Source organism: Romboutsia hominis (assembly GCF_900002575.1).
Lineage (GTDB): Bacteria > Bacillota > Clostridia > Peptostreptococcales > Peptostreptococcaceae > Romboutsia_C > Romboutsia_C hominis.
Genome location: NZ_LN650648.1, coordinates 2369953 through 2393965 on the forward strand (window position 1 = coordinate 2369953; position 24013 = coordinate 2393965).

The 24013-nt window shown below is 25.7% G+C and carries 24 protein-coding genes and 1 other annotated feature; of the genes, 4 read left to right on the plus strand and 20 right to left on the minus strand.

Annotated elements, in window-relative coordinates; translation table 11 throughout:
- Positions 1-211: 211 nt before the first annotated feature.
- The 14 genes from FRIFI_RS11565 to FRIFI_RS11625 form a co-directional block, all read right to left on the minus strand.
- Positions 212-2101 carry a sensor histidine kinase gene (locus tag FRIFI_RS11565; RefSeq protein ID WP_166505924.1) on the minus strand — a complete coding sequence of 630 codons (1890 nt, stop codon included), beginning with the start codon at positions 2099-2101 and terminating at the stop codon, positions 212-214.
- A 243-nt stretch (positions 2102-2344) separates the two neighbouring features.
- Positions 2345-2713, minus strand: coding sequence for a YkvA family protein (locus tag FRIFI_RS11570; RefSeq protein WP_166505925.1), 369 nt, complete (start codon positions 2711-2713; stop codon positions 2345-2347).
- 102 nt (positions 2714-2815) lie between these two features.
- Entirely contained in the window at positions 2816-3820 is a 1005-nt protein-coding gene (gene asnA, locus FRIFI_RS11575; protein ID WP_166505926.1) for an aspartate--ammonia ligase, read from the minus strand.
- A 171-nt stretch (positions 3821-3991) separates the two neighbouring features.
- Positions 3992-4240: a binding site (T-box leader), on the minus strand.
- Positions 4241-4549: 309 nt separating this feature from the next.
- Positions 4550-5587, minus strand: a complete 1038-nt coding sequence (locus FRIFI_RS11580) for a PTS sugar transporter subunit IIC (RefSeq protein ID WP_330405528.1) — start codon at positions 5585-5587, stop codon at positions 4550-4552.
- Positions 5588-5705: 118 nt separating this feature from the next.
- Entirely contained in the window at positions 5706-5840 is a 135-nt protein-coding gene (locus tag FRIFI_RS15285) for a hypothetical protein (RefSeq protein WP_271892550.1), read from the minus strand.
- A 70-nt stretch (positions 5841-5910) separates the two neighbouring features.
- A complete protein-coding gene (gene ptsP, locus FRIFI_RS11585) occupies positions 5911-7623 on the minus strand; it encodes a phosphoenolpyruvate--protein phosphotransferase (protein WP_092924029.1) in 1713 nt (570 codons plus the stop codon).
- Between the two features lie 92 nt (positions 7624-7715).
- Entirely contained in the window at positions 7716-7976 is a 261-nt protein-coding gene (locus FRIFI_RS11590) for an HPr family phosphocarrier protein (RefSeq protein WP_092924026.1), read from the minus strand.
- 261 nt (positions 7977-8237) lie between these two features.
- Complete coding sequence (locus tag FRIFI_RS11595) at positions 8238-9449, minus strand: patatin-like phospholipase family protein (RefSeq protein WP_092924022.1); 1212 nt, start codon at positions 9447-9449, stop codon at positions 8238-8240.
- A 91-nt stretch (positions 9450-9540) separates the two neighbouring features.
- Complete coding sequence (locus FRIFI_RS11600; protein ID WP_166505927.1) at positions 9541-9885, minus strand: hypothetical protein; 345 nt, start codon at positions 9883-9885, stop codon at positions 9541-9543.
- A gap of 48 nt (positions 9886-9933) precedes the next feature.
- On the minus strand, positions 9934-11658 hold the full coding sequence (locus FRIFI_RS11605) for an Eco57I restriction-modification methylase domain-containing protein (protein WP_242977254.1): 1725 nt from the start codon (positions 11656-11658) through the stop codon (positions 9934-9936).
- Between the two features lie 41 nt (positions 11659-11699).
- Positions 11700-12602 (minus strand): patatin-like phospholipase family protein, encoded by a 903-nt coding sequence (locus tag FRIFI_RS11610; protein ID WP_166505928.1) that lies wholly within the window; start codon positions 12600-12602, stop codon positions 11700-11702.
- Between the two features lie 63 nt (positions 12603-12665).
- Positions 12666-14294: a putative bifunctional diguanylate cyclase/phosphodiesterase gene (locus tag FRIFI_RS11615; RefSeq protein WP_166505929.1), complete on the minus strand. Its 1629-nt coding sequence runs from the start codon at positions 14292-14294 to the stop codon at positions 12666-12668.
- A gap of 149 nt (positions 14295-14443) precedes the next feature.
- Complete coding sequence (locus tag FRIFI_RS11620; protein WP_092924008.1) at positions 14444-15280, minus strand: N-acetylmuramoyl-L-alanine amidase family protein; 837 nt, start codon at positions 15278-15280, stop codon at positions 14444-14446.
- 97 nt (positions 15281-15377) lie between these two features.
- Positions 15378-16022 (minus strand): undecaprenyl diphosphate synthase family protein, encoded by a 645-nt coding sequence (locus FRIFI_RS11625; RefSeq protein ID WP_092924005.1) that lies wholly within the window; start codon positions 16020-16022, stop codon positions 15378-15380.
- 209 nt (positions 16023-16231) lie between these two features.
- Here FRIFI_RS11625 and FRIFI_RS11630 point away from each other — a divergent pair, with 209 nt between their 5' ends.
- The gene (locus FRIFI_RS11630) at positions 16232-16702 is read left to right on the plus strand and encodes a DUF4358 domain-containing protein (RefSeq protein WP_166505930.1); all 471 of its coding nucleotides are present in this window, start codon (positions 16232-16234) and stop codon (positions 16700-16702) included.
- A gap of 242 nt (positions 16703-16944) precedes the next feature.
- Here FRIFI_RS11630 and FRIFI_RS15425 read toward each other — a convergent pair whose 3' ends face one another.
- Positions 16945-17091, minus strand: a complete 147-nt coding sequence (locus tag FRIFI_RS15425; RefSeq protein ID WP_330405529.1) for a hypothetical protein — start codon at positions 17089-17091, stop codon at positions 16945-16947.
- 64 nt (positions 17092-17155) lie between these two features.
- Here FRIFI_RS15425 and FRIFI_RS11635 point away from each other — a divergent pair, with 64 nt between their 5' ends.
- The gene (locus FRIFI_RS11635; protein ID WP_330405530.1) at positions 17156-18148 is read left to right on the plus strand and encodes an MBOAT family O-acyltransferase; all 993 of its coding nucleotides are present in this window, start codon (positions 17156-17158) and stop codon (positions 18146-18148) included.
- A 10-nt stretch (positions 18149-18158) separates the two neighbouring features.
- Positions 18159-19313: a DHHW family protein gene (locus tag FRIFI_RS11640; RefSeq protein WP_166505932.1), complete on the plus strand. Its 1155-nt coding sequence runs from the start codon at positions 18159-18161 to the stop codon at positions 19311-19313.
- A gap of 168 nt (positions 19314-19481) precedes the next feature.
- On the opposite strand, the gene FRIFI_RS11645 is transcribed toward FRIFI_RS11640, so the two are convergent.
- The 5 genes from FRIFI_RS11645 to FRIFI_RS11660 all read right to left on the minus strand — a co-directional run bounded on the left by FRIFI_RS11645 (position 19482) and on the right by FRIFI_RS11660 (position 22724).
- On the minus strand, positions 19482-20741 hold the full coding sequence (locus FRIFI_RS11645) for a sensor histidine kinase (protein WP_166505933.1): 1260 nt from the start codon (positions 20739-20741) through the stop codon (positions 19482-19484).
- Position 20742: 1 nt separating this feature from the next.
- Positions 20743-20865 (minus strand): cyclic lactone autoinducer peptide, encoded by a 123-nt coding sequence (locus FRIFI_RS15075; RefSeq protein WP_195928487.1) that lies wholly within the window; start codon positions 20863-20865, stop codon positions 20743-20745.
- 4 nt (positions 20866-20869) lie between these two features.
- Positions 20870-21445 (minus strand): accessory gene regulator B family protein, encoded by a 576-nt coding sequence (locus FRIFI_RS11650; RefSeq protein ID WP_166505934.1) that lies wholly within the window; start codon positions 21443-21445, stop codon positions 20870-20872.
- A gap of 114 nt (positions 21446-21559) precedes the next feature.
- Positions 21560-22072: an amidase domain-containing protein gene (locus tag FRIFI_RS11655; RefSeq protein WP_166505935.1), complete on the minus strand. Its 513-nt coding sequence runs from the start codon at positions 22070-22072 to the stop codon at positions 21560-21562.
- Between the two features lie 16 nt (positions 22073-22088).
- Complete coding sequence (locus FRIFI_RS11660) at positions 22089-22724, minus strand: RsiV family protein (RefSeq protein ID WP_092923981.1); 636 nt, start codon at positions 22722-22724, stop codon at positions 22089-22091.
- Between the two features lie 218 nt (positions 22725-22942).
- On the opposite strand from FRIFI_RS11660, the gene FRIFI_RS11665 reads away from it, so the two are divergent.
- The gene (locus FRIFI_RS11665; protein WP_242977255.1) at positions 22943-23917 is read left to right on the plus strand and encodes an LCP family protein; all 975 of its coding nucleotides are present in this window, start codon (positions 22943-22945) and stop codon (positions 23915-23917) included.
- Positions 23918-24013: the final 96 nt, after the last annotated feature.

Here is a 24013-nt window from a genome sequence, read left to right on the forward strand (position 1 = left end):
CTAACTTTTTATACTTTTTTTATTAAATCGCTTTTCTTTATAATTGAAATTTTCTTAATTTTCTTTCTATATAGTGTTAATTTCAATATTATTTTTTTAAATTTACTTTTAAATTTTTTATAATAAAAAAAGATAATTTCATAAAATAGAAACTATCTTTTTTATTCTTTTCACTTATTCTTTATAATTTTAAATAATTTTTATTTTATATCTACATATATATATCTGATAACTCTAATTTTACCTTTTCTTTTAATTCATCTTCTATTATATATTTATCACATCTATTTTCACTTATTTTAATTATAGGTATTTTTATTTTAAAGGTTGTGCCTTCATTTAATTTTGATTTTATATCAATTTTTCCTCCATGTGCTTCTACAAATAGCTTAACAATAGATAATCCTACCCCACTTCCTTCATTCTTTCTAGTCATGGTATTATCTATTTGGTAAAATATATCAAATATATGCTCTAACTCTTCCTCATTCATACCTATTCCTTTATCTTTTATTTCAATCTCAACATTATCTTCTAACGTTGATACATTGACATTTAAAGTTCCACCATTGTATGAAAATTTAATTGCATTTGACAATAAATTAAGTATTGCCCTTTCCATTTTATCAATATCAACAGCTGTTATAATTTCCTCGTCAGTAGTATCAAATATAATATCTAAATTTTTAGATTTTGTATATGGTATTACAGATAAAGTTATATCTTCGATTAACTCTACTATATTTACATTTTGTAAATATGGTTTTGTATCTACACATTTAAATTTTTGAATATCAATTAAATTATTTATCAACCTTAACAATCTATTACAATTACTTTCTATAATTTCATAATTATTATTACTTATTATGAATTCATTGTTTTTAGATTTTGATTTTGAAAGCTGCATTACTGATGAGATAACAGTAATTGGCGTTCTTAGTTCATGACTAATATTAGATGTAAAGTGTGCCTTTAATCTGCTTAATTCCTCGCCTTCATCAATTAATCTTAAAAGTTCTTTTTCATATTTCATTTTATAGTTAGTATAAGATATTAAGGCTATTACCATAGCTACTAGAACTAAAATAATAGAAATTACTACTAGTATATAATTTTCATGTTTTTTATAAATTTCTATTGGATCATTTACTATTACAGATCCGTCTGGTAAATCATGCTTTTTTATACCAAATTCTTTCATTACCTCATAATCAAATATATACTTATTTGCATTGTCATCACCTATATAAATTTTTTTATCACTTTTCCCAGATAAAATTGAATTTACTATTTCCCCAGCTTTTTTAGCCTGATTATATGGACTTACAACCTTACCACCTATAGTACCTTTCCCTATACTATGTTCAAATGAACTATATATAGGAACATCTTTAGTTAATGATTTTATAAGCCCAATTGTATCTTCATGTCCTAAATTAATATTTTCAAAATACCCTGGATAAAAAGTTATAATTGCATCACTACTTTCTAGTTTTTTTAACTTTTTCTTAAAATCATTAACATCTATATTGCGAGTAACTACCTCATGTAAATTAATATTATTTTTTTTATATTTATTTTCATAATAAGATATATCTTCTTTTGTTAATTCACTTTTATATCCAGACATAAAGTAAATATTTTTTACACCTTTGTGAAATTTAGATATTAGCTCTATATTTTTATCTATTGATGATACTTCCTTTACCCCTGAAACCATATCATAAGACAAAGCCTTTTTTATAAGTTCTTCATTTTCTATTGCAAAGAATACAATAGGAATATCCTTAAATAAATCTTCTCTATATTTTATAGCAAATTCTAATGCATCATCATTTTCTACAATAATACCATCAAAATTTTTATAATTTCTTAGTCTATGGCTTAGTAACTCATAAAATTCTAATTCATGCTTTGGGCTATAATTATATTCTGAATTCATATACTCAGTTTGTAAATTTATATCATGGCCTAACCCACTTACAATTCCACTCATATATTCATCAAAGTTTAAGAAGTTAGGATTTCCTGAACTAATAAATAAAATATTTCTTTTTCCTTCTGAATATATATCTTTTGTATATATTCCCAATATCAAAATAGTAATAAAAATGAAACTTAGGTATTTACACTTCCTCATGATTATCACCTACTTTTGCCAAAATTTTAATTTATATATATTAACTATATGTTTTGTTAATTTATATTTTTTCGACTTATGATACTTTATTATATCATCTGCATTTATATTTTTTTGTCGAAACTTGTATTCAAAAATATATATAATACTATTTTCACAAGTTTTTGTATAAATTAAAAGAAACGGCATAATAGCCGTTTCTTAATCTTTTATATTAAAATTGACATCTTCTATGATATTTGAATTCTTATCTGTTTTGATGATAACTTTATATTTTTCTATTTCTTCATTTATTATTCCCAAACTCCATATTAAAATAAATAAATCATCAATAAAACCAAATAACCCAAGTATAATCTCTGGTATAAAATCTATACCTAATATTAAGTAAAGTAGTCCTACTATTAATGCAAATATTACCTTTGCTTTACTCATTATACTAACTCTACTTTCTTTTAATAAATCTGGTAATTTAAATATATTTATAAAAAACATAAAACCAAATTTAGCTTTTCTAAATCTTACTAATGTTACCTTTAAAAAATTTAATATTTTATCTATAATATTCATAATATTATCACTCCTAAGTTATAAAAAATATTTATTATCTATATATTAGCATTATTATAACTTATATGATATTTTATATAAATATATTAGACTCAATTTGTACTATAGTAAACTTATTCCAGCTTCGTAACATTCTTCTATCATTTCTTTTGGCCAAACTCCAACTTGTACTTCTCCTATATGAGCTTTGTTTAAGAAATACATGCATATTCTAGATTGACCAATTCCTCCACCTATAGTATATGGTAGTTCTCCTTTTAGTAATGCTTGATGATAATCTAAGCTTCTTCTATCATCGCATCCACTTTCTCTTAATTGTCTATCTAAACTTTCTTCATCTACTCTTATTCCCATAGACGATAATTCTAATGCTCTACCTAATACAGGGTTATAGAATAATATATCTCCGTTTAATTCCCAATCATCATAATCAGGACTTCTTCCATCATGTTTTTCACCATTTGAAAGTACTTTTCCTATTTGCATTAAAAATACTGCCCCTTTATCTTTTACTATTTTATCTTCTCTTTCTTTTGGAGTTAACTCTGGATATAAATCTAATAATTCTTGAGATGTTATAAATGTTATCTCCTCAGGAAGTATTTTTTGTATTTCTGGATATATACTTTGTACATGTTCTTCAGTTTCTTTAAATACTTTGTAAATCTTTTTAACCACTTCTTCTAATGTTTCTCTACTTCTTTGTTTTTTATCTATTATAAGTTCCCAATCCCATTGGTCTACATATATAGAATGTATGTTATCTAATTCTTCATCTTTTCTAATAGCATTCATATCTGTATAGATTCCTCTTCCTGTAGGTAATCCATACTTTTTAAGAGCCATTCTTTTCCATTTAGCTAATGATTGAACTATTTCTGCCTTTTTACCTATATCAGGTACCTCAAAGCTTACAGCCTTTTCTATTCCATTTAAGTTATCATTTGTACCAGTTTCAGGTAATACAAATAATGGCGATGATACTCTAGTTAACCTTAGCTCTTCACCTAATCTATGTTCAAAAAAGTCCTTTAAATCTTTTATAGCTTCTTGCGTTTGTATTATACTTAGTTTTGTTTTATATTGTGTTGGTATTATTAAACTCATTTTTATTATCTCCTTTTATTTTTTTATTTAAGGAGTATGACGTCATACTTACTTTAAAACTTAATTAACTATACTTAAGTTTAGTTATTTTTATCCATAGCCTGGCCTTGGCTACATACAAATCTATGAAATTCGGCATATAAAAAAGCCCTTCATCCACTATATATAAAATATAGGGACGAAAGGCATATCTTCCGCGGTACCACCCTGATTAGCTTAATAATAAGCTCACCTTAATAATGTAGCAAGAATAATCTTAGTACATTCCAATTCGATAACGGGTTGGCTCCGTCTAAGCCTACTTTTGTTTCGGTTAGCAACTCCAGGATGTTCTTCAATATAGCCTTCGTGTTGGACTCTCACCGCCACCAACTCGCTTTGACTACGTACTATATCTACTCTTCCTTTCATAGTCTTTGTTATGTTATTGTTAATGATATATTATTATAAATTTTCTGTCAAATCTTTTTTTTATATATATTTTTTTACTACTTTTTATTTTTAAGTATTATATTAATAATAGCTTTATTTTTATAGTAATTATTTATTTAACCTTATATTTAATTAGAAAACTAATATAAAATGTAAATTAATGATTTTTTTAATTAATATTTTTATACTAATTTATATACTAATAAACACAAAAGTTTAAATTATTTCTTATTATATACTATGATAATATTGTAAAAAGTTTCATACTTTATTTAATAAATTTATTATTAACTTAATTTAATCATTATCATTTATGATATCTCCTCTTATTTTGTCAGCTCTTACTATCTTGTAGTTTTTGAATAAAGCATATCCTATATATCCACCTAAAACACTCACTACTATACATCCTGCTGCTGCTATTAAAACTTGTATTGGTGGATTGTAAGCAAACATTATAGCAAACCCAGCTATTGGTGTTGCTGTACCTGGAGTATTATTTACTAGTTGCATTAAAGCTACTATAACACCAGACATTGCCCCTCCTATAAAGTTTGTCGTATATACTGGTATTGGATTTGCAGATATTATATCTGACTGTGTAAGTGGCTCTATTGCTACTGATATTGTATCTTTTTTAGAACCAAATTTCATCTTTGAGAAGAAAATAAAATTCATAAATGAAGAACCAAATACTGCTAATGCACCTATGGCCATTGGAAGTCCTGTAAGACCTATTATAGATGTAAGTGCCATAGAACTAAGTGGTGCTGTTGCAACAACTGTTATAAGTCCACCAAGTATAATACCCATTATTATTGGTGATGTATCTGCTGCCTTTATTAAAACTTGACCTATTTGAAGTAAAGTATTATTTACTATAGGGTCCATTCCCATAGCTATAGCTCTACAAAGTGGTGCTCCTATAACTATGATTACTATTAAATCAAGTCCTGCTGGTACTTTTTTCTCAAAGAATCTAACCACAAAAGATGTTAAGTAACCTGCTATAAACCCTGGAAGTATACCAAATCCTGATACAGATAAACCTACAAGTACAGAATATACTGGTGATACTCCTAAAGCTAGAGGAACAAGTATTGCAGCTGCTACTCCTCCCATAGAACCATTTGCAGATCCTACACTTTCTAAAAACTTAAATCCTAATACTTCTCCAAAAAATGAGAAGTGGAATGCTTCAACTAAGAAACTTGCGCAAGCAGCACTAGCTAATGCTCCCATGGCTTTCATACCATATGGTGCTTTGTAGCTAAATAGAGTAAATAGTGCAAGGACTACTAAAAGTAATCCAGTACCCATTAATATTTCCATCATATTATTTGCCTCCTAAGCTGTCTTTTTTCTTAGTTTAGTTTTTACATTATTTTATTACTTATTCCTCTTTCTAGTAATTAATTTTAAAGTAAATAAAAACAACCCATATATGAGTTGCTTAAGAATTTTTCTTTATATATATTTTTAATAATTTTATAAGTAATATAAGTGCGTATAATACTAATCCTAAAATACCTATGATTATAGCAAAGCAAATTAAAACTATAGGAACAGCTACCATTTGTATATCCATTTTATTTTCACATGTAAAAGGATATCTCTTAAATTGAGATATCCTTTAAATTTTAGCTTTAATATTAAAATTAGAAATTAAAAGTCTTATCTACATGATTTTTTATTTCTTCTGCTGTTGATAATGATAATACTTCATCAGCAAATTTTTTCATATCTTCATATTTAACTGAAGTTATGAATTTTCTAGCAGGAAGTATTGATATTGGACTCATTGAGAATTCATCAAGTCCCATACCTAAAAGTATTGGTATCATTCTTTTATCTCCTGCAGATTCTCCGCACATTCCAACCCATTTTCCTTCTTTGTGTGCATTATCTATAACCATTTTTATAAGTCTAAGTACAGCTGGGTTGAATTGGTTGTATAAGTGACTTATCTTTTGGTTCATTCTATCTACTGCACAAGTGTATTGTATAAGGTCATTAGTTCCTATTGAGAAGAAGTCTACATGCTTAGCTAATATATCAGATATAACAGCAGCTGATGGTATTTCTATCATCATACCTACTTCTACATCTTTAGAATAAGCTATACCTTCTTTATCTAATTCAGCTAGTACTTCTTTTATAATTTCTTTAGCTGATAATAATTCTCCTAATGAAGATATCATAGGGAACATTATTCTTAATCTTCCGTGTACACTTGCTCTATATAATGCTCTTAATTGAGTCTTAAATATTTCAGTTTTATCTAAACATATTCTTATAGCTCTATATCCTAAGAATGGATTCATTTCTTCATCCATTTTAAAGTATGGAAGTTCTTTATCTCCACCTATATCTAATGTTCTTATAACTATAGGCTTATTATCCATTCCTTCTAAAACTGCTTTATAAGCTTCGTATTGCTCTTCTTCAGTTGGGAAAGCATCTTCCTTGTCCATATATAAGAACTCTGTTCTGTATAGTCCAACACCTTCAGCATCGTTATTTATAAGACCTTCAACATCCTTAGGGCTTCCTATATTTCCAGCAAGCTCTACATGTCTTTCATCTAAAGTTATAGATGCTTTTCCTTTTAATTGTTGTAACTCTCTTTTATAATCTTCAAATTCTTTTTTAAGTTTAGTATATTTTTCTATAGTTTCTTCATCTGGATTAACTATAACTTCACCAGTATCTCCATTAAATACTACAAAATCTCCATCTTTTATAGTTTGTGTTGCATCATTAAGTCCTACAACTGCTGCTATTTCTAATGTTCTAGCCATTATAGCAGTATGAGAAGTTCTTCCTCCAATATCTGTTAAAAAACCTAATACCATTTTTTTGTTCATAGTGGCAGTATCTGAAGGTGTTAAATCGTGAGCTATTAATATAACTTCTTCTTCAAGACCTGCTAAATCAACTACTTTTACACCTAATATATGTCTAAGTACTCTATTTGTAACGTCTTTTATGTCTGCTGCTCTTTCTCTCATGTACTCATTGTCCATAGATTCAAACATAGCTACAAACATTTCTTTTATTTCATTTAATGCAAAATCAGCATTTACTTTTTCATCTCTTATTTTATTAGCTGCAGAATCTACTAATTCTGGATCTTCTAAAACTAATAAATGAGATTCAAATATTTGGGCTTCATGCTCCCCTAATTCCTCAAAAGCCTTTTCCTTGACCTTAGTTAATTCCTCTTTTGAAATTTCTACAGCCTTTTGTAACTTTAGTACTTCCTCTTCTACATTATCTATCGACTTTTTTTCTATAACTAATTCACTATGTTCTACTATTAGTGCTTTTCCTAGAGCGATTCCAGGAGATGCTCCTGTTCCTTTATACATAGGTAATCCTCCTAACGATGCATTTTGAAATTTATATATTATTTATTTTCTATACCAAAGAAAACCTCGGCAAGTTCCCGAGGTTTATTTAACTACTCCCCAAATCCACTTTCTATTAATTCAGCTAATGCATTTACTGCAGCTTCTTGATCTTCACCATTAGCAACGATTGTTAACTCGTCTCCTTGAGCTAATCCTAAACTCATTATACCCATTATTGACTTAGCGTTAACTGTCTTTCCTTTAGCGTTAACTTCTACTGTAGATTTGAACTCAGCAGCTTTCTTTACAAACATTCCTGCTGGTCTAGCGTGTAATCCACTTGCATTTGTTATAGTTACTAATTTTTCCATTGTGAAACCTCCAATAAATTTCTTCTTTAAATATTGTTTATAGCTAATTTTTGCTATAATCCTTAATAATTATTTGTTATGCATATAATTATTTTATATGCCCTAAAAGCCTACCTACTAAAATTTTTAATAAAGACTTTTTAGTTTTTTAATTAATAGTATATTTATTAAAAATTCTCTTTAATGGTACTTTATTATTTTACAACAATGGAACGATTTTGTCCAATGGTACTTTTTATGTCCCACCCTGAGAAAATTTAACTAACCTTGTGTTTTAAAATCTTTCAAGAAATAATTGGTAATTATTTTTGCCAATTTATTTTTTTGTAAAGAAATTATAGCTAATGTTTCTGCATTTAATTTATGGCTATTATTATCTGTTATATTTTTATTAACAGTTTCTACTAATTTATTAAAATCATATAATTTTACTCTGCTTATATTATTTTCTTCAAGTTTCTTTTCATATATAGCATAAAATAAATCTTGATATGAGAATTCTTTTTCTAAATTAAGTAGCTCCCCAACTCTAGGTATAACACTTTCTAATAGGCATCTAGTACTTGCCTCTCTTTTTATACCTAGTACTGTACAAAGGTTTTCTATAGTTTCTTTATCTATATGTTTTAATTTATAAAAACAATATTCTTCATCATACTTATAATCTGCATTAAAATAGTATTTAATACCTTCATATCTATTGTAGGCTTTCATAGTGTCTAAATATCCTAAATCTATATTTCTCTTTACACTATCCTTGTCTTTATTTAAAGAGCCTCCTAAATACTCTGATGGTATTATTGTTTTTATATTTATATCTTGATGCTTGTTTAAATTTTTCTTACCCAAAAAGTCATCTAATAATCTTATTACAACTAAATCTTCATATCCTTTATCTACTAAAAGGCTTATTGGCATATTATCAAAAAACATACCATCTAAATAAAGCTTATCATCTATTTTATCTAATTTAAATATAGGTAAACTTGCACTTGCTATTAAGTAATCTACTAATCTACCTTTTGGTATTTGTTCTAAGTACATAGGATGAGGATTTATTTTTTTATCCCAAGTAACTGTAACTAATCCAAAGTCACGTTTAGAGTTTCTAATTGCATCTTCGTTTAAGGTATCTTGGAGTAGTTTTTTAAGTGGACTTATATCAATACCTTCATTTTTTCTAGCTTTATTCATAAGCTCAATTACAGTATTAAAACTTTTGGTTGTAAAATCTACATTTTTATATTTTTCATATGTTTCTTCGTCTATATTCATAAAATGAGTATAGTCGTATTTCAACCAAATTTCCTCCATTACTTCTATGTCATTTTGAAGTATATAGGCTCCATTTAAAGCTCCTATTGATGTACCTGCTACACCATTAAATTCAATACCTAAGTCTATTAAAGCTTTGTAAGCTCCTATTTGGTAGGCACCTTTGGTACCTCCACCTTCTAAAATTAAACCCTTCATTATATCACCTATTTTATAAAGAAAGATATATACTTTTAGTAATTACATTTTATCATAAAAATAATAGAAAAGTATATATCTTTCAAATATTTTATCTTACTTCACTTATTGAACCTATTGTCTTTACATGCTTGTTAAACATTCGCTCTTCTATTTTAGATAAACTTACTTTATCCATTATATAATTATTTGAATCTATTAAATATATTCTCTTATAACCACTCTTAAAAAACGACATACATATTTTTTTTATATCATCATCTTCTTCACATTCAAATATATATGGCTCAACAACTAAGCTATATTTACTTCCCCTTAATTCTCTTGTCATTTGTTTATAATTATTTAAAAAATCTTTAGCTTCACGGCTACTTATATACCCACTAACTTCTATATGAACAATTTGCCTCGTCTCATCTATATTAGCTTTTATCATATAGTCCCCTCCTTAAAATTAAGTTTTATACACTATATGAATTTCAAACTACATTAGTGATTTTATGTCTAATGAGTCTTTTATAAGATTATCTATTTCTAGTTGTAAGCTATCTATTTCCTTATTGTTATTTATATTATGTATTATTAATTTTGATAAATTTTCTATTTTATGATAATTATCATCTTTAAATATTTTTATTTTCATTACTTTATTTGGATAATAATCATAAATATTTTTACTTATCTTTTTAGCATTTATTTTATAATATCTATCATATATATTTGAGTTTAATATGCCAACTATATACTCTTCTGAAAACTCCTTTTTATATTCTTCTTTTATAAAAAATGAGTATACATCTGCACTACAAAAACTATTATTGTAATCTATTGCAAATTTATTTTGAGAAGATTTATAAGGATACATTATTTTTATTTGTTCAAATAAATTTTTATCTCTTCCCCATTGAAGTTTATACCACTTTCTTGTGTTGTTTACACATTCTCTTCTTTTGCATAGTTTATCTTTATATTTTCCTATTATTTCCCCTATTTCTAACTTATAATCATTTTCGTCTTTTATATCATCTGAATATATTAGTTTATAGTTGCTACTTGAAATTGTGTATTTATTTATATTTTTATTTTTTATCCAGTTTCTTAATAATTTCTTATCTACCTTGTTTATTTTTTCATCTTTTATATCTAGTACAAAAGCTTTGTCACATCCTGTGATTATCCCTTGAAAGCTTGTAACTATATCTTCTAGAATATAATTACAATTATTTTGTATTTTATTATATAGTTTTTTATCATTTTCATTTAATATAATCCAATTTTCATCTAGGTTTTCTTGGTCTATGTAAAATTTTTCGAATTTATTATTTTTTAGTAGATATCTTAAATCTTCTATTTGCATATTTTCATTTACTGGTTTTAATATATCTATTTTGCTATTTTTATTTAAATCTTTAACTAAAGTTAGTATACAACTACAAATTCCTATATTTTTAAATACAGAAACTCCTAAAAAATCTATAATTTCTTTTATGTATGTATTTTTTGATATATATTTTCTTAAGTGTTTTCCTGACGGGCTTTCTATAAAGTACCTAGGAGTTATTAAGCTACATACTCCACCTTTTTCTAGTAAATTTATGCACTTTTCATAAAAACAAAAATATAAATCAGATTTATCTCTATATGTATTTTTATATTCTTTAAGTAGGAATTTTTTATATTCTTTATCTAACTTTTTATGACCTATATATGGAGGATTGCCTATTATGTAATCAAATTTTTCATTAAAGTTATGCTTTAAGCTATCAGTACAGTATATATTTAAATTTTTAACCAATATGCTATCGCTCTTTTTATTTAGAGACTCTATTAGTATATCTATTGCATCTTTATCTATATCGTATCCATATATACAATTACTTAATATATGACTATGAATATTTTCCAATATAAATTTATCTCCATATAGTTCATTTAATTTTTCTATGTTATTTTCTATTAATTCATATAGTACATCATAAGCTTTTAACAAAAAATTACCGCATCCACAAGATATATCTAATACCTTTGGACACGGGTTATCTATTATATCATGTTTTTTTAATGTATTTTCAAGTATATAATCTACTATTTCTCTTGGTGTATAGTAAATTCCCTTTTCTTGTTTTTTTAATGTATCTAAGCTATTTTCATAGTTTTTAGATACTACAAAATTATCCCCCTTAGTGTGTTTTTCCATCTTCCCCTCCAAATTTTAATATCCCCCTTTTTATTGTAGCACATATAATTTATTTACTTCCATTTTGTGTTTAGCCAGTTAATAATATCTTTTACATCGTAATCTTTAGAAACTTTATTTAAATAATCTAGAGCATTATAATTATCCATGCCTATATCTATATCTGTCTTAGGGTTTACTCTAAAATAATTATCTTCTAATAGCTTTTTGCAAAACTCGTTGCTAGTACTTAAACTACTTTCTAGTACTACAGATATTATTGGAAAATCAGGTTCATTGCTTAATATCCAATCTAGTGCTCCCCATTCACTAGTATCTTCTATTATTTTATCAAATTTATATCCTGTACCTATTGATAGTATCCTCATATCGTTTATACTTTTACCAATCTCTTTTGACATTGCATATATCAAACAAGCTAAACTTGGATTATTTGCCATTATCCCACCATCTATATGATTTTTATAGGTTGGGAAAAAAATTAAAGCTGCACAGCTTGACATAGCAACATCTACAACTCTTGCATTTTCTGTTTCTGAATTTGGTAGATTGTTGTAATATATAGCTCTCCAAGAATTATTGTCATCCCCTATATAAAAAGTAGGAATTACAACGAGTTTTTTTAAGTCCTTCAATCTTAAATCCTCTGGAAATATACTAAGTAGTACTTTTTTTAAATTATCATTATTATATTTTGGTCTAAATATTTCTTGTTGAGGATTTTTAAATATATATTTAGCATATTCTAATGAATATAGTTTTTTTATACTTTCACAACTTAATCCATAAGAAAGACCTAGAGCTATTAAGCTACCTGTTGAAGTTCCCCCTAATAAATTAGTTTCTTTTAATATATTTGGGTACTCTTTTTGTATTTTGTCAAATAGTCTTATACTTAAAGATCCCCTAAGACCACCACCATCAAATGTAAGCATATTAAAAGTAGATTTGTTCATATTTTCCCCCATTAAAATTTACTTTAATGTAAATTATGCAAAAATAAATAGGATGGTACCATCCTATTTATCTTTATATAATGATTTATCTTTAATCAACCTATTAAACTTTTCTTCTTCTAATGGCTTTGAATATACATAGCCTTGCACGACCTCTGCATTTATATTTTTTAATATCTCTACTTGACTTGTATTTTCTACACCTTCGCATATAGTCATTAATTCTAAATCCTTTGATAAATTTAATATAGACTTTACCATAACTTGAGTTTTTAAATCTTTTTCTATATCATTTAAAAGTGATTTATCTAATTTTAAAACATCTATACATATATCTTTAAGGCCACTTAAGTTTGAATTTCCAGTACCAAAGTCATCCATAGCTATCTTTATACCTAAAGACTTTATATCACTTAATTTCTTGTTTATAAACTTTAAATCCTTTAAAGCTGTAGTTTCTGTTACTTCTATCTCTATTAAATTTGGATTTATTTTATATTTTTTTAACATTTCTTCAATAAAATCTACTAAATCCTTTTGGTATAACTCTACCCTAGATAAATTTATTGCTATTGGAACTACATCTAATCCTTCATTTTCTTGTTTCTTTATAATTTTACAAGCTTCTTCTAATACCCAACGACCTATTTTATTTATAAATCTAGTTTTTTCTGCTAAAGGTATAAATACCATCGGACTTATCATACCTCTTGTTGGGTGTTCCCATCTTATTAGAGCTTCTGCCCCTACTATATCTTTTGTGTGTATATTAAACTTTGGCTGATAATATAATCTAAGTTGATTATTATCTATAGATTTAAATAAATCCCTTTCTAACTCTATCAACTTTTTCTTTTCTTGTTTTAACTTTTCATCAAAGATTACATGACTTATATTATTTATCTCCTTAGATTTAATTCTAGCCATATCTGCATTACTTATAATTTTTTCTATATCATCTTCACCTTGTTCTACTTCACATAACCCAATAGAGACATTTACACTTATATTAAAATCTTTAAGATTTACATTTATAATTTTAGTTTTTATTAGTTCTAATATATCCTTTATATCTTCTTTTGATTTTATCTTAGTAATTATTATAAATATATCTCCTGTAATTCGACCGTAGATTCCTCTATCTTTGAAGTATTTATCTATGTTAATAGCAATGGAGTTTAATACTTCATCGCCGGCTTTATATCCATATACATCATTTATTATTTTAAATTTATCTATATCAAAATTTATAGCTATTAGATTTTCATTTTTATTATCTGATAAATATTTTTTACCTTCAATTAAAATTTCATTATATCTTACGAACTCATGCATTTTCTTATAAGATTTTTTACCTAAAAATGTTTTTATTTTCTTATTTATGATTATAATTATGTAAATTATTATTAAAAAAATAATTATTCTTATTATTCCTATTTTTATAATATTACTTTTATCTAAGTAACTATATTTTATATAATTTCCATCTACATCATTTATTTTTAAAGAGAATATATGATTATTATCTCTAACGGCTTCGTCTAATTTTTCTATTGCCAATTCTTTTTTAATACTGTTTTCTATACCTTTTTCTGAGTGCAATATCCAAGAAAATCCAATTAGTAAAGCAATCAATATAAACAATATAATATTACTACAAATATACCTTTTATAATTCCCTCTTATTTTCATCTACTTTCCCCTATTTTTTTAATTCATTACTATAATATTGTAAATTAATTTTAAACTCAAATCAACCTAAATCGACATATACCTATCTAAATAGCTATGAAACTTAATTATAGTATCTTATAATAAAAAAGTAGCTAACTAATAGTTAACTACTTTTTACTATTTTTATCTAAAAATGATAGTATTCCTTGAGCAATTCCCTCTGATAATCTATTTTGATAAGTATTATCTAAAAGTTTATCTCTCTCTTCTTTATTACTTATAAATCCACATTCCACTACTACTGATGGCATATATGTTTGTTGTAATACTTGTATATGCTGTTGCTTTACGCCTCTATCTTTCATAGTTACATATGCTTTCATAGTGTTTTGTATAGTTTCTGCTAATTGCTTAGATTTATCGCTAGGGTCTGCATCTTGTCTATAATAAGTTTCTACCCCATTTGCAGTATTACCACCTGTTTCTGCATTCATTTGTATAGATATAAATGCATCTGCATTTTGAGAATTTGCAAGTATTGCTCTATCTGAAGTATTTAAAGTTTTATCATCAGTTCTTGTTAGTATTACTTGTATATCATTTTGATTTGATAAAACAGCAGCTACCTTCTTTGATATGTCTAGAGCTAGATCTTTTTCATATACTGCTTCATTGTCTCCTGGTGACTTAATTCCAACATTTCCTGTGTCATCTCCACCGTGACCTGGGTCTATTACCACAGTATGTTTTGCTTCTAGAGGTGTACTAGATTCTGACTCTAAATCAAATTGCTTATTTTCCTCTATTTCCTTTTGTTTTTGTATTTCTTGTGATTTAGCTTCTTTTATATTCCCTATAAGTTTAGAAGTAGATGCAGCAACTTTACTTATCCCAAATATTAGTGCTATGAATATACAAATTACAAAGATTAGCTTTTTCTTGTTGATTCTTCTTGTTTTAGTTTTTCTCACACTTTGCTTTCTTATATTCCTTCTTTTTGACATTGCTATCCCTTCCTGAAATCATTTTGAATTTCTCTAATGTATTTTAACATTTAAGAAGGTTAAATTGCAACTTAATGTCCTTATTTAATTGATGATTTTATCCTCCAAGGGTTATATCTTGTTGATCATACCAAGCTAATGCTTCATTTATATGATTTTTGTTAAAGTCAGGCCAATAATCATCTACTACATAAAAATCTGCATATATAGATTGTACTGGCAAAAATCCACTTAAACGTCTTCTACCACCCCATCTAATAATTAAATCTAACCTAGATACATCATTAGATTGTATATTGTTATGTATATTATTTTTATTTACTCCTTTTGCATTAGCTAGTGTATTTAAATCCCAATACCAACCATAATTAACTAATAAATTAGCTCTTATCTGACCTGGCTTTTCTTTAGTTCTTGTAGTATATGGTAAAAGTTCTTTGGGAAACATTTTAGAGTCGGAATTTCCTATTACTAATAAAGATGCTCCTTCATCTAAAAGCCTATTAGCTGCCTCAATACACGCTTTAGTAAATGACTCTGTCTGATAACTAGGTCTTCTTGTGTTATCTGTAGTAAATCCATAAAAGGTTACTTCTTCAACTCCTAAATCTCTTAACTGTCTATAACTTTCAATACCAGGATCTAATCCATTTTCATATCCTTTATCTTTTCCCATTCCTTTATCTTGTGCCCATCTTCTATTACCATCTGGTATTATCCCAACATGTTTTGGTATTCTCATATGCTTCACCTCTCTATTGGAATTATTTACAATTTTTCTAAAAATTACTCCTTATATATTAAATTTAATGTTCCTTACTTTTACATTTAATTGTGTATATTTTAAATTTAAATGGTAATATCTACCAATAATTTTAATATTAAATTAATTGATTTTAACTATTACATATAGTAGACTATATTTAATATGGATAAATTTGGGAGGTTTTCATGAAAAAATTTTTAGCACTATTTACACTTATTTTTTCTTTAGGCTTAGTTGGATGTTCATCTAAAGCTGAAGTTAAAGATGTCCCTGTAAATGATATAAAAGATGCTATAAATAATGAAGCCACTTTACCTGTTCAACCAGTAGCTGATGTAGATGCAAAAGACTTCTATATATTTGAATCTGTAAAAGATAATATACAAGAGGGCTTTGTATTACAGTCTATGATGAATGTCAATCTTCAAGATGTTTTTGTGGTTAAGACTGACAATGTTGAAAAGATTAAAAGTGCTATTGATGAATATAAAAATGGTGATTCATTTAAAATGTTTGCAGATGGTTATGGTGGGGAAAATAATATAACTGCTGCAGCTAATTCAATATTAAAAAATAAAGGGAATTATGTTTACTTTATAGCTACTAATAATGCAACAGATGTAGAATCTAAAATATTAAAAGTAATAGAAAAATAAAAATATAAAAGCTGTCTCAAAATAAATTGTGACAGCTCTTTTTATATAAACTTTAGGAGGTTTATTAATTTGGTTTTTAGCAGTATAACATTTTTATTTTATTTTTTACCATTAGTTTTATTTTTTTATTTTATATCTCCTAACAAAATAAAAAATTTAGTACTTTTGGTTTTTAGTTTGATATTTTATGCATGGGGAGAACCTGTATATATTTTTATAATGTTGTTTTCTTGTATAGTTGACTATGTACATGCTCTAATAATTGATAAATACAGAGGAACTTTTAAATCTAAGTTAGCTTTAATATCTTCTATTATTATTAATTTAAGCTTACTTGTTTTTTTTAAGTATAGTGATTTTTTTATATCTCTACTAAATAGTTTAATCAATTTAAATATACCTTTATTAAATCTTAGTCTTCCTATTGGTATTAGTTTTTATACATTTCAAACTATGTCTTATAGTATAGATGTTTATAGAAATGATTCTCCTGTTCAAAAAAATATAATAAACTTAGGTACTTTTATAACACTATTTCCACAGCTAGTTGCAGGACCTATAGTTAGATATCACGATATATCACATCAACTTATTAATAGATGTATTAGTTTTGATAAAATTTATGAGGGCGTTTATAGGTTTATAATAGGTATATTAAAGAAGGTAATAATTGCAAATAATCTAGGGGCTATATGGTTTAGCATTAAATCTACACCTTTTAATGATTTATCTAATTTAACAGCTTGGCTTGGAATAATCTGCTTTACTCTTCAGATATACTTTGATTTTTCAGGTTATTCTGATATGGCAATAGGTCTTGGTAAAATATTTGGTTTTGACCTTTTAGAGAATTTTAATTTTCCTTATATTTCAAAATCTATAACTGAGTTTTGGAGAAGATGGCATATAAGCCTTGGTATATGGTTTAGAGATTATTTATATATTCCTCTTGGTGGTAATAGATGTAGTAAGAGTAGATGGATTTTTAATATTTTTATAGTTTGGTTTTTAACTGGTCTTTGGCATGGAGCTAGCTTTAACTTTATATTGTGGGGACTTTACTTTGGTATTATTCTAATAATTGAAAAATTATTCTTATTAGAAATTCTAAAAAAATTACCTAAGTTTTTAAGTCATATATATGTTATGTTTTTAGTTATTATAGGATTTGTTATATTTGAGATAACAGATATTAATAGTATTTTAATCTATCTAGGCTCTATGTTTAACTTTAATAATACCTTTGTAGATAGTGCTTTTTATTATTATTTTATACATAATATAATTTTAATAGTTTTTTCTATAATAGCATCTACTCCTATTATAAAAATAATTCTAGATAAATATGAAATTTTAAGATTTATAACTTTAATTGTTGGATTTATAGTGGCGACTTCATTTTTAGTAGACTCCTCTTTCAATCCATTTCTATATTTTAGGTTTTAGGAGGTAGGCTTTGAAAAAGAAATATAATATTTTAAAACTTATGACTTTAATTTTTTTCTTTGCTTTTATATTTATAGTACCTTTAAGTACATTGTTTACTGAAGATAAAAAAATTAGTGAAATAGAAAATAAAATACTTAATCAGTTTCCACAAATTTCTCTAGAAGATATCTATAGTAAAAGATTCTTTAAGGATTTTGATAAATATACTTCTGATCAATTTCCGCTTAGAGCTAATTTTTTAGAAATAAAAAATTCTTTTAGCTATTTAGTAGGGCAAAGAGAATTTAGAGAAATATATCTAGGAAAAAAACATAGACTTATGGAAAAGTTTGTATTTAATAAGGATATAATAGATAAAAATATTTCCCAGGTCATAAATATGTCAAAATATGTTTACGATAAATATAATATATCTTCTACCTTAATGATAGTACCTAATTCTATAGCCTTTTATAAAGATGAGCTTCCTTCTTGGGCTATAACTGATAATCAATATGATGCTCTAAATTATATAAATAATAATATAAAATCTATTTCTAAAGACATAGAGCTATCTAATGGTAATAGTTTTATTAATTTTTATACTCCTTATAATATTTTAAATAAATATAAACAATTACCAATATACTTTAATACAGACCACCATTGGACTCAGCTTGGGGCAAAAATAGCTTATGATGATATGAATAATACACTTAATATAGATAATATTTTAAAAGATTATAATAAAGTATCTAATAATTTTTATGGTACCTATTATTCAAAGGCAATGCTACCTATGATAAATGGTGATGATATATACTCTTATGATAAATATAACAATTTTAATATAGCTATTGATTTTAATAAAAAATACAATACTTTGTATGATAAGGATAAGCTAAGTGGAAAAAATAAATATCAATACTTTCTTCATGGAGATCCTGGTATATGTCTTATAGATGGTAGTGGATATGGTGAAATTTTAATATTTAAAGATTCTTATGCTCATAACTTTATCCCATTTTTAGCTTATGATTATGCTAAGATACATGTTATTGACCCTAGATATTATAAGGTAGATATAGATAAGTACTTAAGTGAAAATAATATTGATAAAATTCTTTATATACATAATCTACAAAGTATAAATACTTATAATCTCTATAGAAATATACTTTAAAATAAACATTATTAAAAAAGCTATGAAATGTATAGTTTAATCTATACAGTTCATAGCTTTTATACTATCTTAAATATTTATTTATATATTTAAAATATTCCCTTTATGTTTTGCTATAGTACCCCTGATGATAAAATACCGTCTGTAAAAATTTATGACAACTATATTTTATACTGAAAATAATATTTTAAATTCTGTATAATCAACATTGCTATCTACATAAATCTTTCCTTTGTTCTTTTCCACTAATTCTTTTACTATTGCTAATCCAAATCCATTTTCTTTTTTATTCATATCTGTTTTCGTTGTAAAACCTTCATCAAAAATTTTATCAATTATTTTATCTTCTATTTTAGGTCCATTATTTTTAATACTTATGTATATATTATTAAATATTTTATATGTTTTTATAATGATTAAACCATTATTGCCTAATGCTGTTATAGAATTACTTATTATATTTGATAGTATTTTTTGCAGATCATACTCTGATATATTTAAGTTTTGGATGTCGCTTTCCTCTTCTACTATTATGTTTATATCTTTAAAATCGAAAGAATTAACTATACATGTAATTATAGAATTTTCATTTGATATAATTTTTATATTACCTGATACTTGATTATTTCCATTTATTATATGTTTTAGAAGATCACCTAATCTTTCATATTGTTCCATTATATATAGTCCATTTATGTAAGAGATTTGTGAACCATAGTCATGCTTTATTTTTTTAAGTTCATTATTTTTATTACTTAATGCTATATTTAACTTTTCTATTTCATTAATTTTTTTGTTTATACTTAAAACATACATAAATAGTGATATTAAAAATACAATACAACTAATTATTATTAAATTCTTAAAAACAACACTATCATTTCCATGTATGATTAATGATAAAGAAAGTATATAGTCAAAAGAAAGTACGAAAAATACTCCAACTTCAAAGCAATATTTATATCTACTAAAAATATTATATATTGAATATATTTTATTTTTAAATACCAATATAAGTATTTCTATTGTATACATTGGTAAATACATAGTCAATATTGTAGATAATTCAGGATTATTTAATAGATCTTGTGTATATGACCAATGTATATTCCCAGCTATTATCACAGACATTTGCATTATAATGTATATTATAAAATATGAAGTTATTGCTTTACTATAATGGTTAAAATAAGAACATGCTATTATAACCATGTTAAGTATATTCATTATAATTATAGATAAAGATGTTCCTCCTATTAATTTAGTTACTATAATTATATTTGCAAATATAACTATAGCTGTAAGTATAAATTTAATAGTTCCATCCTTTTTGCTAATTAGTCCTTCTTTTTTCAAACAGTAGTACGGAAAATAACTTATTAATATAGACTGTATTATAGAATTTGTTATGTCTGCTATATTTAACATACTACCTCTTGTTTTTCATTGATTCAGGCATTTTCTCAGTCCCTACTAATAAAAGAGAAGCTGCTCCTGTATTCATAACAACTATTGATAATAAACACATTAACCCACCTATTATTTTTTTCATTTTGCTAGTCCCCCTTAATTTTGATTTTATATTTTTTATTAAACATAAGACATGAGTCTATAACTAATGTCCATGTTATAATACTACTATAAATTCCTTTTGAGCTTAATATTAAAGCTATTATAAAGAATATAATACAACTTATTGTTGCAATAATTCTATTTTTTCTTATTAAATCTTCCCTAGTAAGTGGCATATCTTCATTAATTATTGGTGCTTGATGATATACACTAAATATATTTATTAAATTTAATAGTATAATACTAATAAAATTTAAATTATTATTTATAGATAAAATAATAATAATCCCTGATAGAATAATTGTTGCTACTAGGCATTTAATTTGTGTACTTTCATGATATCCACCTGTAAATGGTTTTGTAAGTCCCATGACAATCATTACTAAAGATATCTCTTTAAAAAGACCTAATAAAGAAAATAATAATATAACAATAAATATTTTTGTTATTTCAAATAAAAATATACTTAATGTATACTCAATTTCCTCTTTTACTTCGTTTGTGTATCCATTATGATCACAAACATCTTCTGTAAAACTTCTTATTTTTTCTCTAATCATTTATATTCCCTTTTTATATATTTTAATTTTTTTATAAATTAATATTTTAAAATAAAAATGTTCTCTGTAATATTATAGCTAGAGAACACTTTTATTTCAACAATATATTTCATATTATTGGTAATATCCTAATATTTTTATATATCTTCTCTCTCCCTCTTTTAAACTAAGGGGATAATCTAGTAAATCATAAGTATGTTGACATATAAGGTAATCTAATAAATATTCACCTTCTAATATTATGTCTGTAACTATCATTGCATGATATGCTACATTATCATATACAAGTTGCACTATATCTCCTAGCTCTAATTCATTATATACTGCATCTCTTGCATATACTCCATAGTTTTCAGTTGAGATGCTATTATTACCTACTACATATTTATAAAAAGGCTCTGCTGCTGTCCAAGTTGGAGTTCTTGAATATTCACTATACCAATACCATTTTTTAAGTACATGTTCTCCAATATTATCAAAAGGAATATTCCCAGCCCTTAGGCACTGCGATATATAATTTGTGCAGTCACCTCCATAAAGTTCATAGTTTGCATAATCAGGATTATGATCTAGTGCCCATTTTCTAGCATAAGCTACTGCTTTTTCTCTATCATATTCTTTTAGCATATTATCCCCCTAAAAATTATTTTCTGCATATTTTTTTCTTTGCATAATCACTTAAATAATCTTCAAATTCATAAAAACTAATCTTAAATTCTATCGGTGTAGATATTAATTTATCAAACTCATAACTAGAAAAACATATGACCACTGCATTTTCTTCTATATAAAAAGATTGGTCTTTTGTTATTCCTAAAAAACCTTCAATATCTTCTTCATCATAACAATACCTCTCTAGTATAGAGTCTATATTATCTATTATCTTTTCATTTATCCTTTTTATATAGTAGCTGTCTTTTTTAAATAAATCATCTAATGTTATATATTTACCTTCTTTTAAATCATAGTTATATGAATTTATATAACTTATTCCATATAGTCCAGCTATTTGAGAAAACTCTATAACTATACTTATCATATCTTCAGTATTTAAATGTACACTATACTCTGACATTATGTTTTTGTTTATGTTTATATAGTCAAATTCATTTTGTAATTCTATAACTTCTTTAAATGTTTCTACATCTTCATACATATCTTTGTTAAGTTTATTTACTTTATTATGGTTTATACCTTCAGTTTGTATAATTGGATAGTTCAAGTTATAAGATATTCCTTTATGCACTTCGTTGATTTGGTTTTTATCAACATATAACATTTACTTCCACCTCTTTATTTTTACCTTTATTACTTTATATGAATAGGTTCTTTATTTTGATATATATTATATATAAAGTTATATTTGTATATTTTTTGTTACATATATACTATTGAATATATTGCTATACTTTAATATAATAAGTATATTGTTGGAAAATGATAAAGAAAGAAGGGATTATTTTGTCGAGAAAGAAGAATAAAAAAAGGCTTTCACCTTTGGCAAAGTTCGTTATATTCTTGGCTGTACTAGTTGTTGCTTTTCCTTTAGCAGCCTTTGGATATCTATACTTTAAACTAAATAGTATTCATGATTCTAGTGTAAACTCAGATATATTGAACAACAATCAATATAAAAATGAAAAAGGAATTACTAATATACTATTAATAGGTACTGATGAAAGACCTGGTGAAAAAACATCAAGATCTGATACGATGATGATACTTACTATTGATAACAAGAATAAGAGTTTAAAACTTACATCACTAGCTCGTGACGCATATGTTGATATTCCTGGACATGGAAAACAAAAACTTACACATGCTTATGCATATGGAAAAGAAAGCTTACTTATAGAAACTATCGAGAAAAACTTCGAAGTTGATATTCAAGACTATGCTACTGTTAACTTCTATTCATTTATGGATATAGTTGATGCATTAGGTGGCGTTGAAGTAGATGTTAAAGAAAATGAAATAAAAGAAATGAATAAGTTTATACCAGAAACTTATAAGTGGGATAATGACCCTAATAAAGGTGAAATTAAGTATATAGAACATGCTGGTAACCAAAAACTTAATGGATACCAATTACTTTCTTACTCTCGTATAAGAAAGAATGACTCTGCTTTTGAAAGAGATAGAAGACAAAGAAATGTTATACAAGGTCTAATAAACGGAGTTAAGAATTTACCTGTAACTAAATACCCTGAGTTATTAAATACTATACTTCCTTATGTTAGAACTAACATGAGTCCTACTGAAATAATAGGATTAGGTACTAAAGTTTTAAGTATGGGTAATTTAGAGTTAAAGCAAATGGAATTCCCTATAGATGATGGTGTTCACAGTACAGGTCATATTATAAGTCATCAAACTGGATGGGTACTTGAATTTACTCCAGATAGTTTAGATATACTACATGACTTTATCTTCAAGGATATAATGCCTAAAGATAATCCTAATATGAAATAGATTTTTAATTAAAAACACCCTATAAACTTTTATAGGGTGTTTTTATTATAATTATATAAATAAAAGAGTTATTCTAGTTAAATAGAATAACTCTTT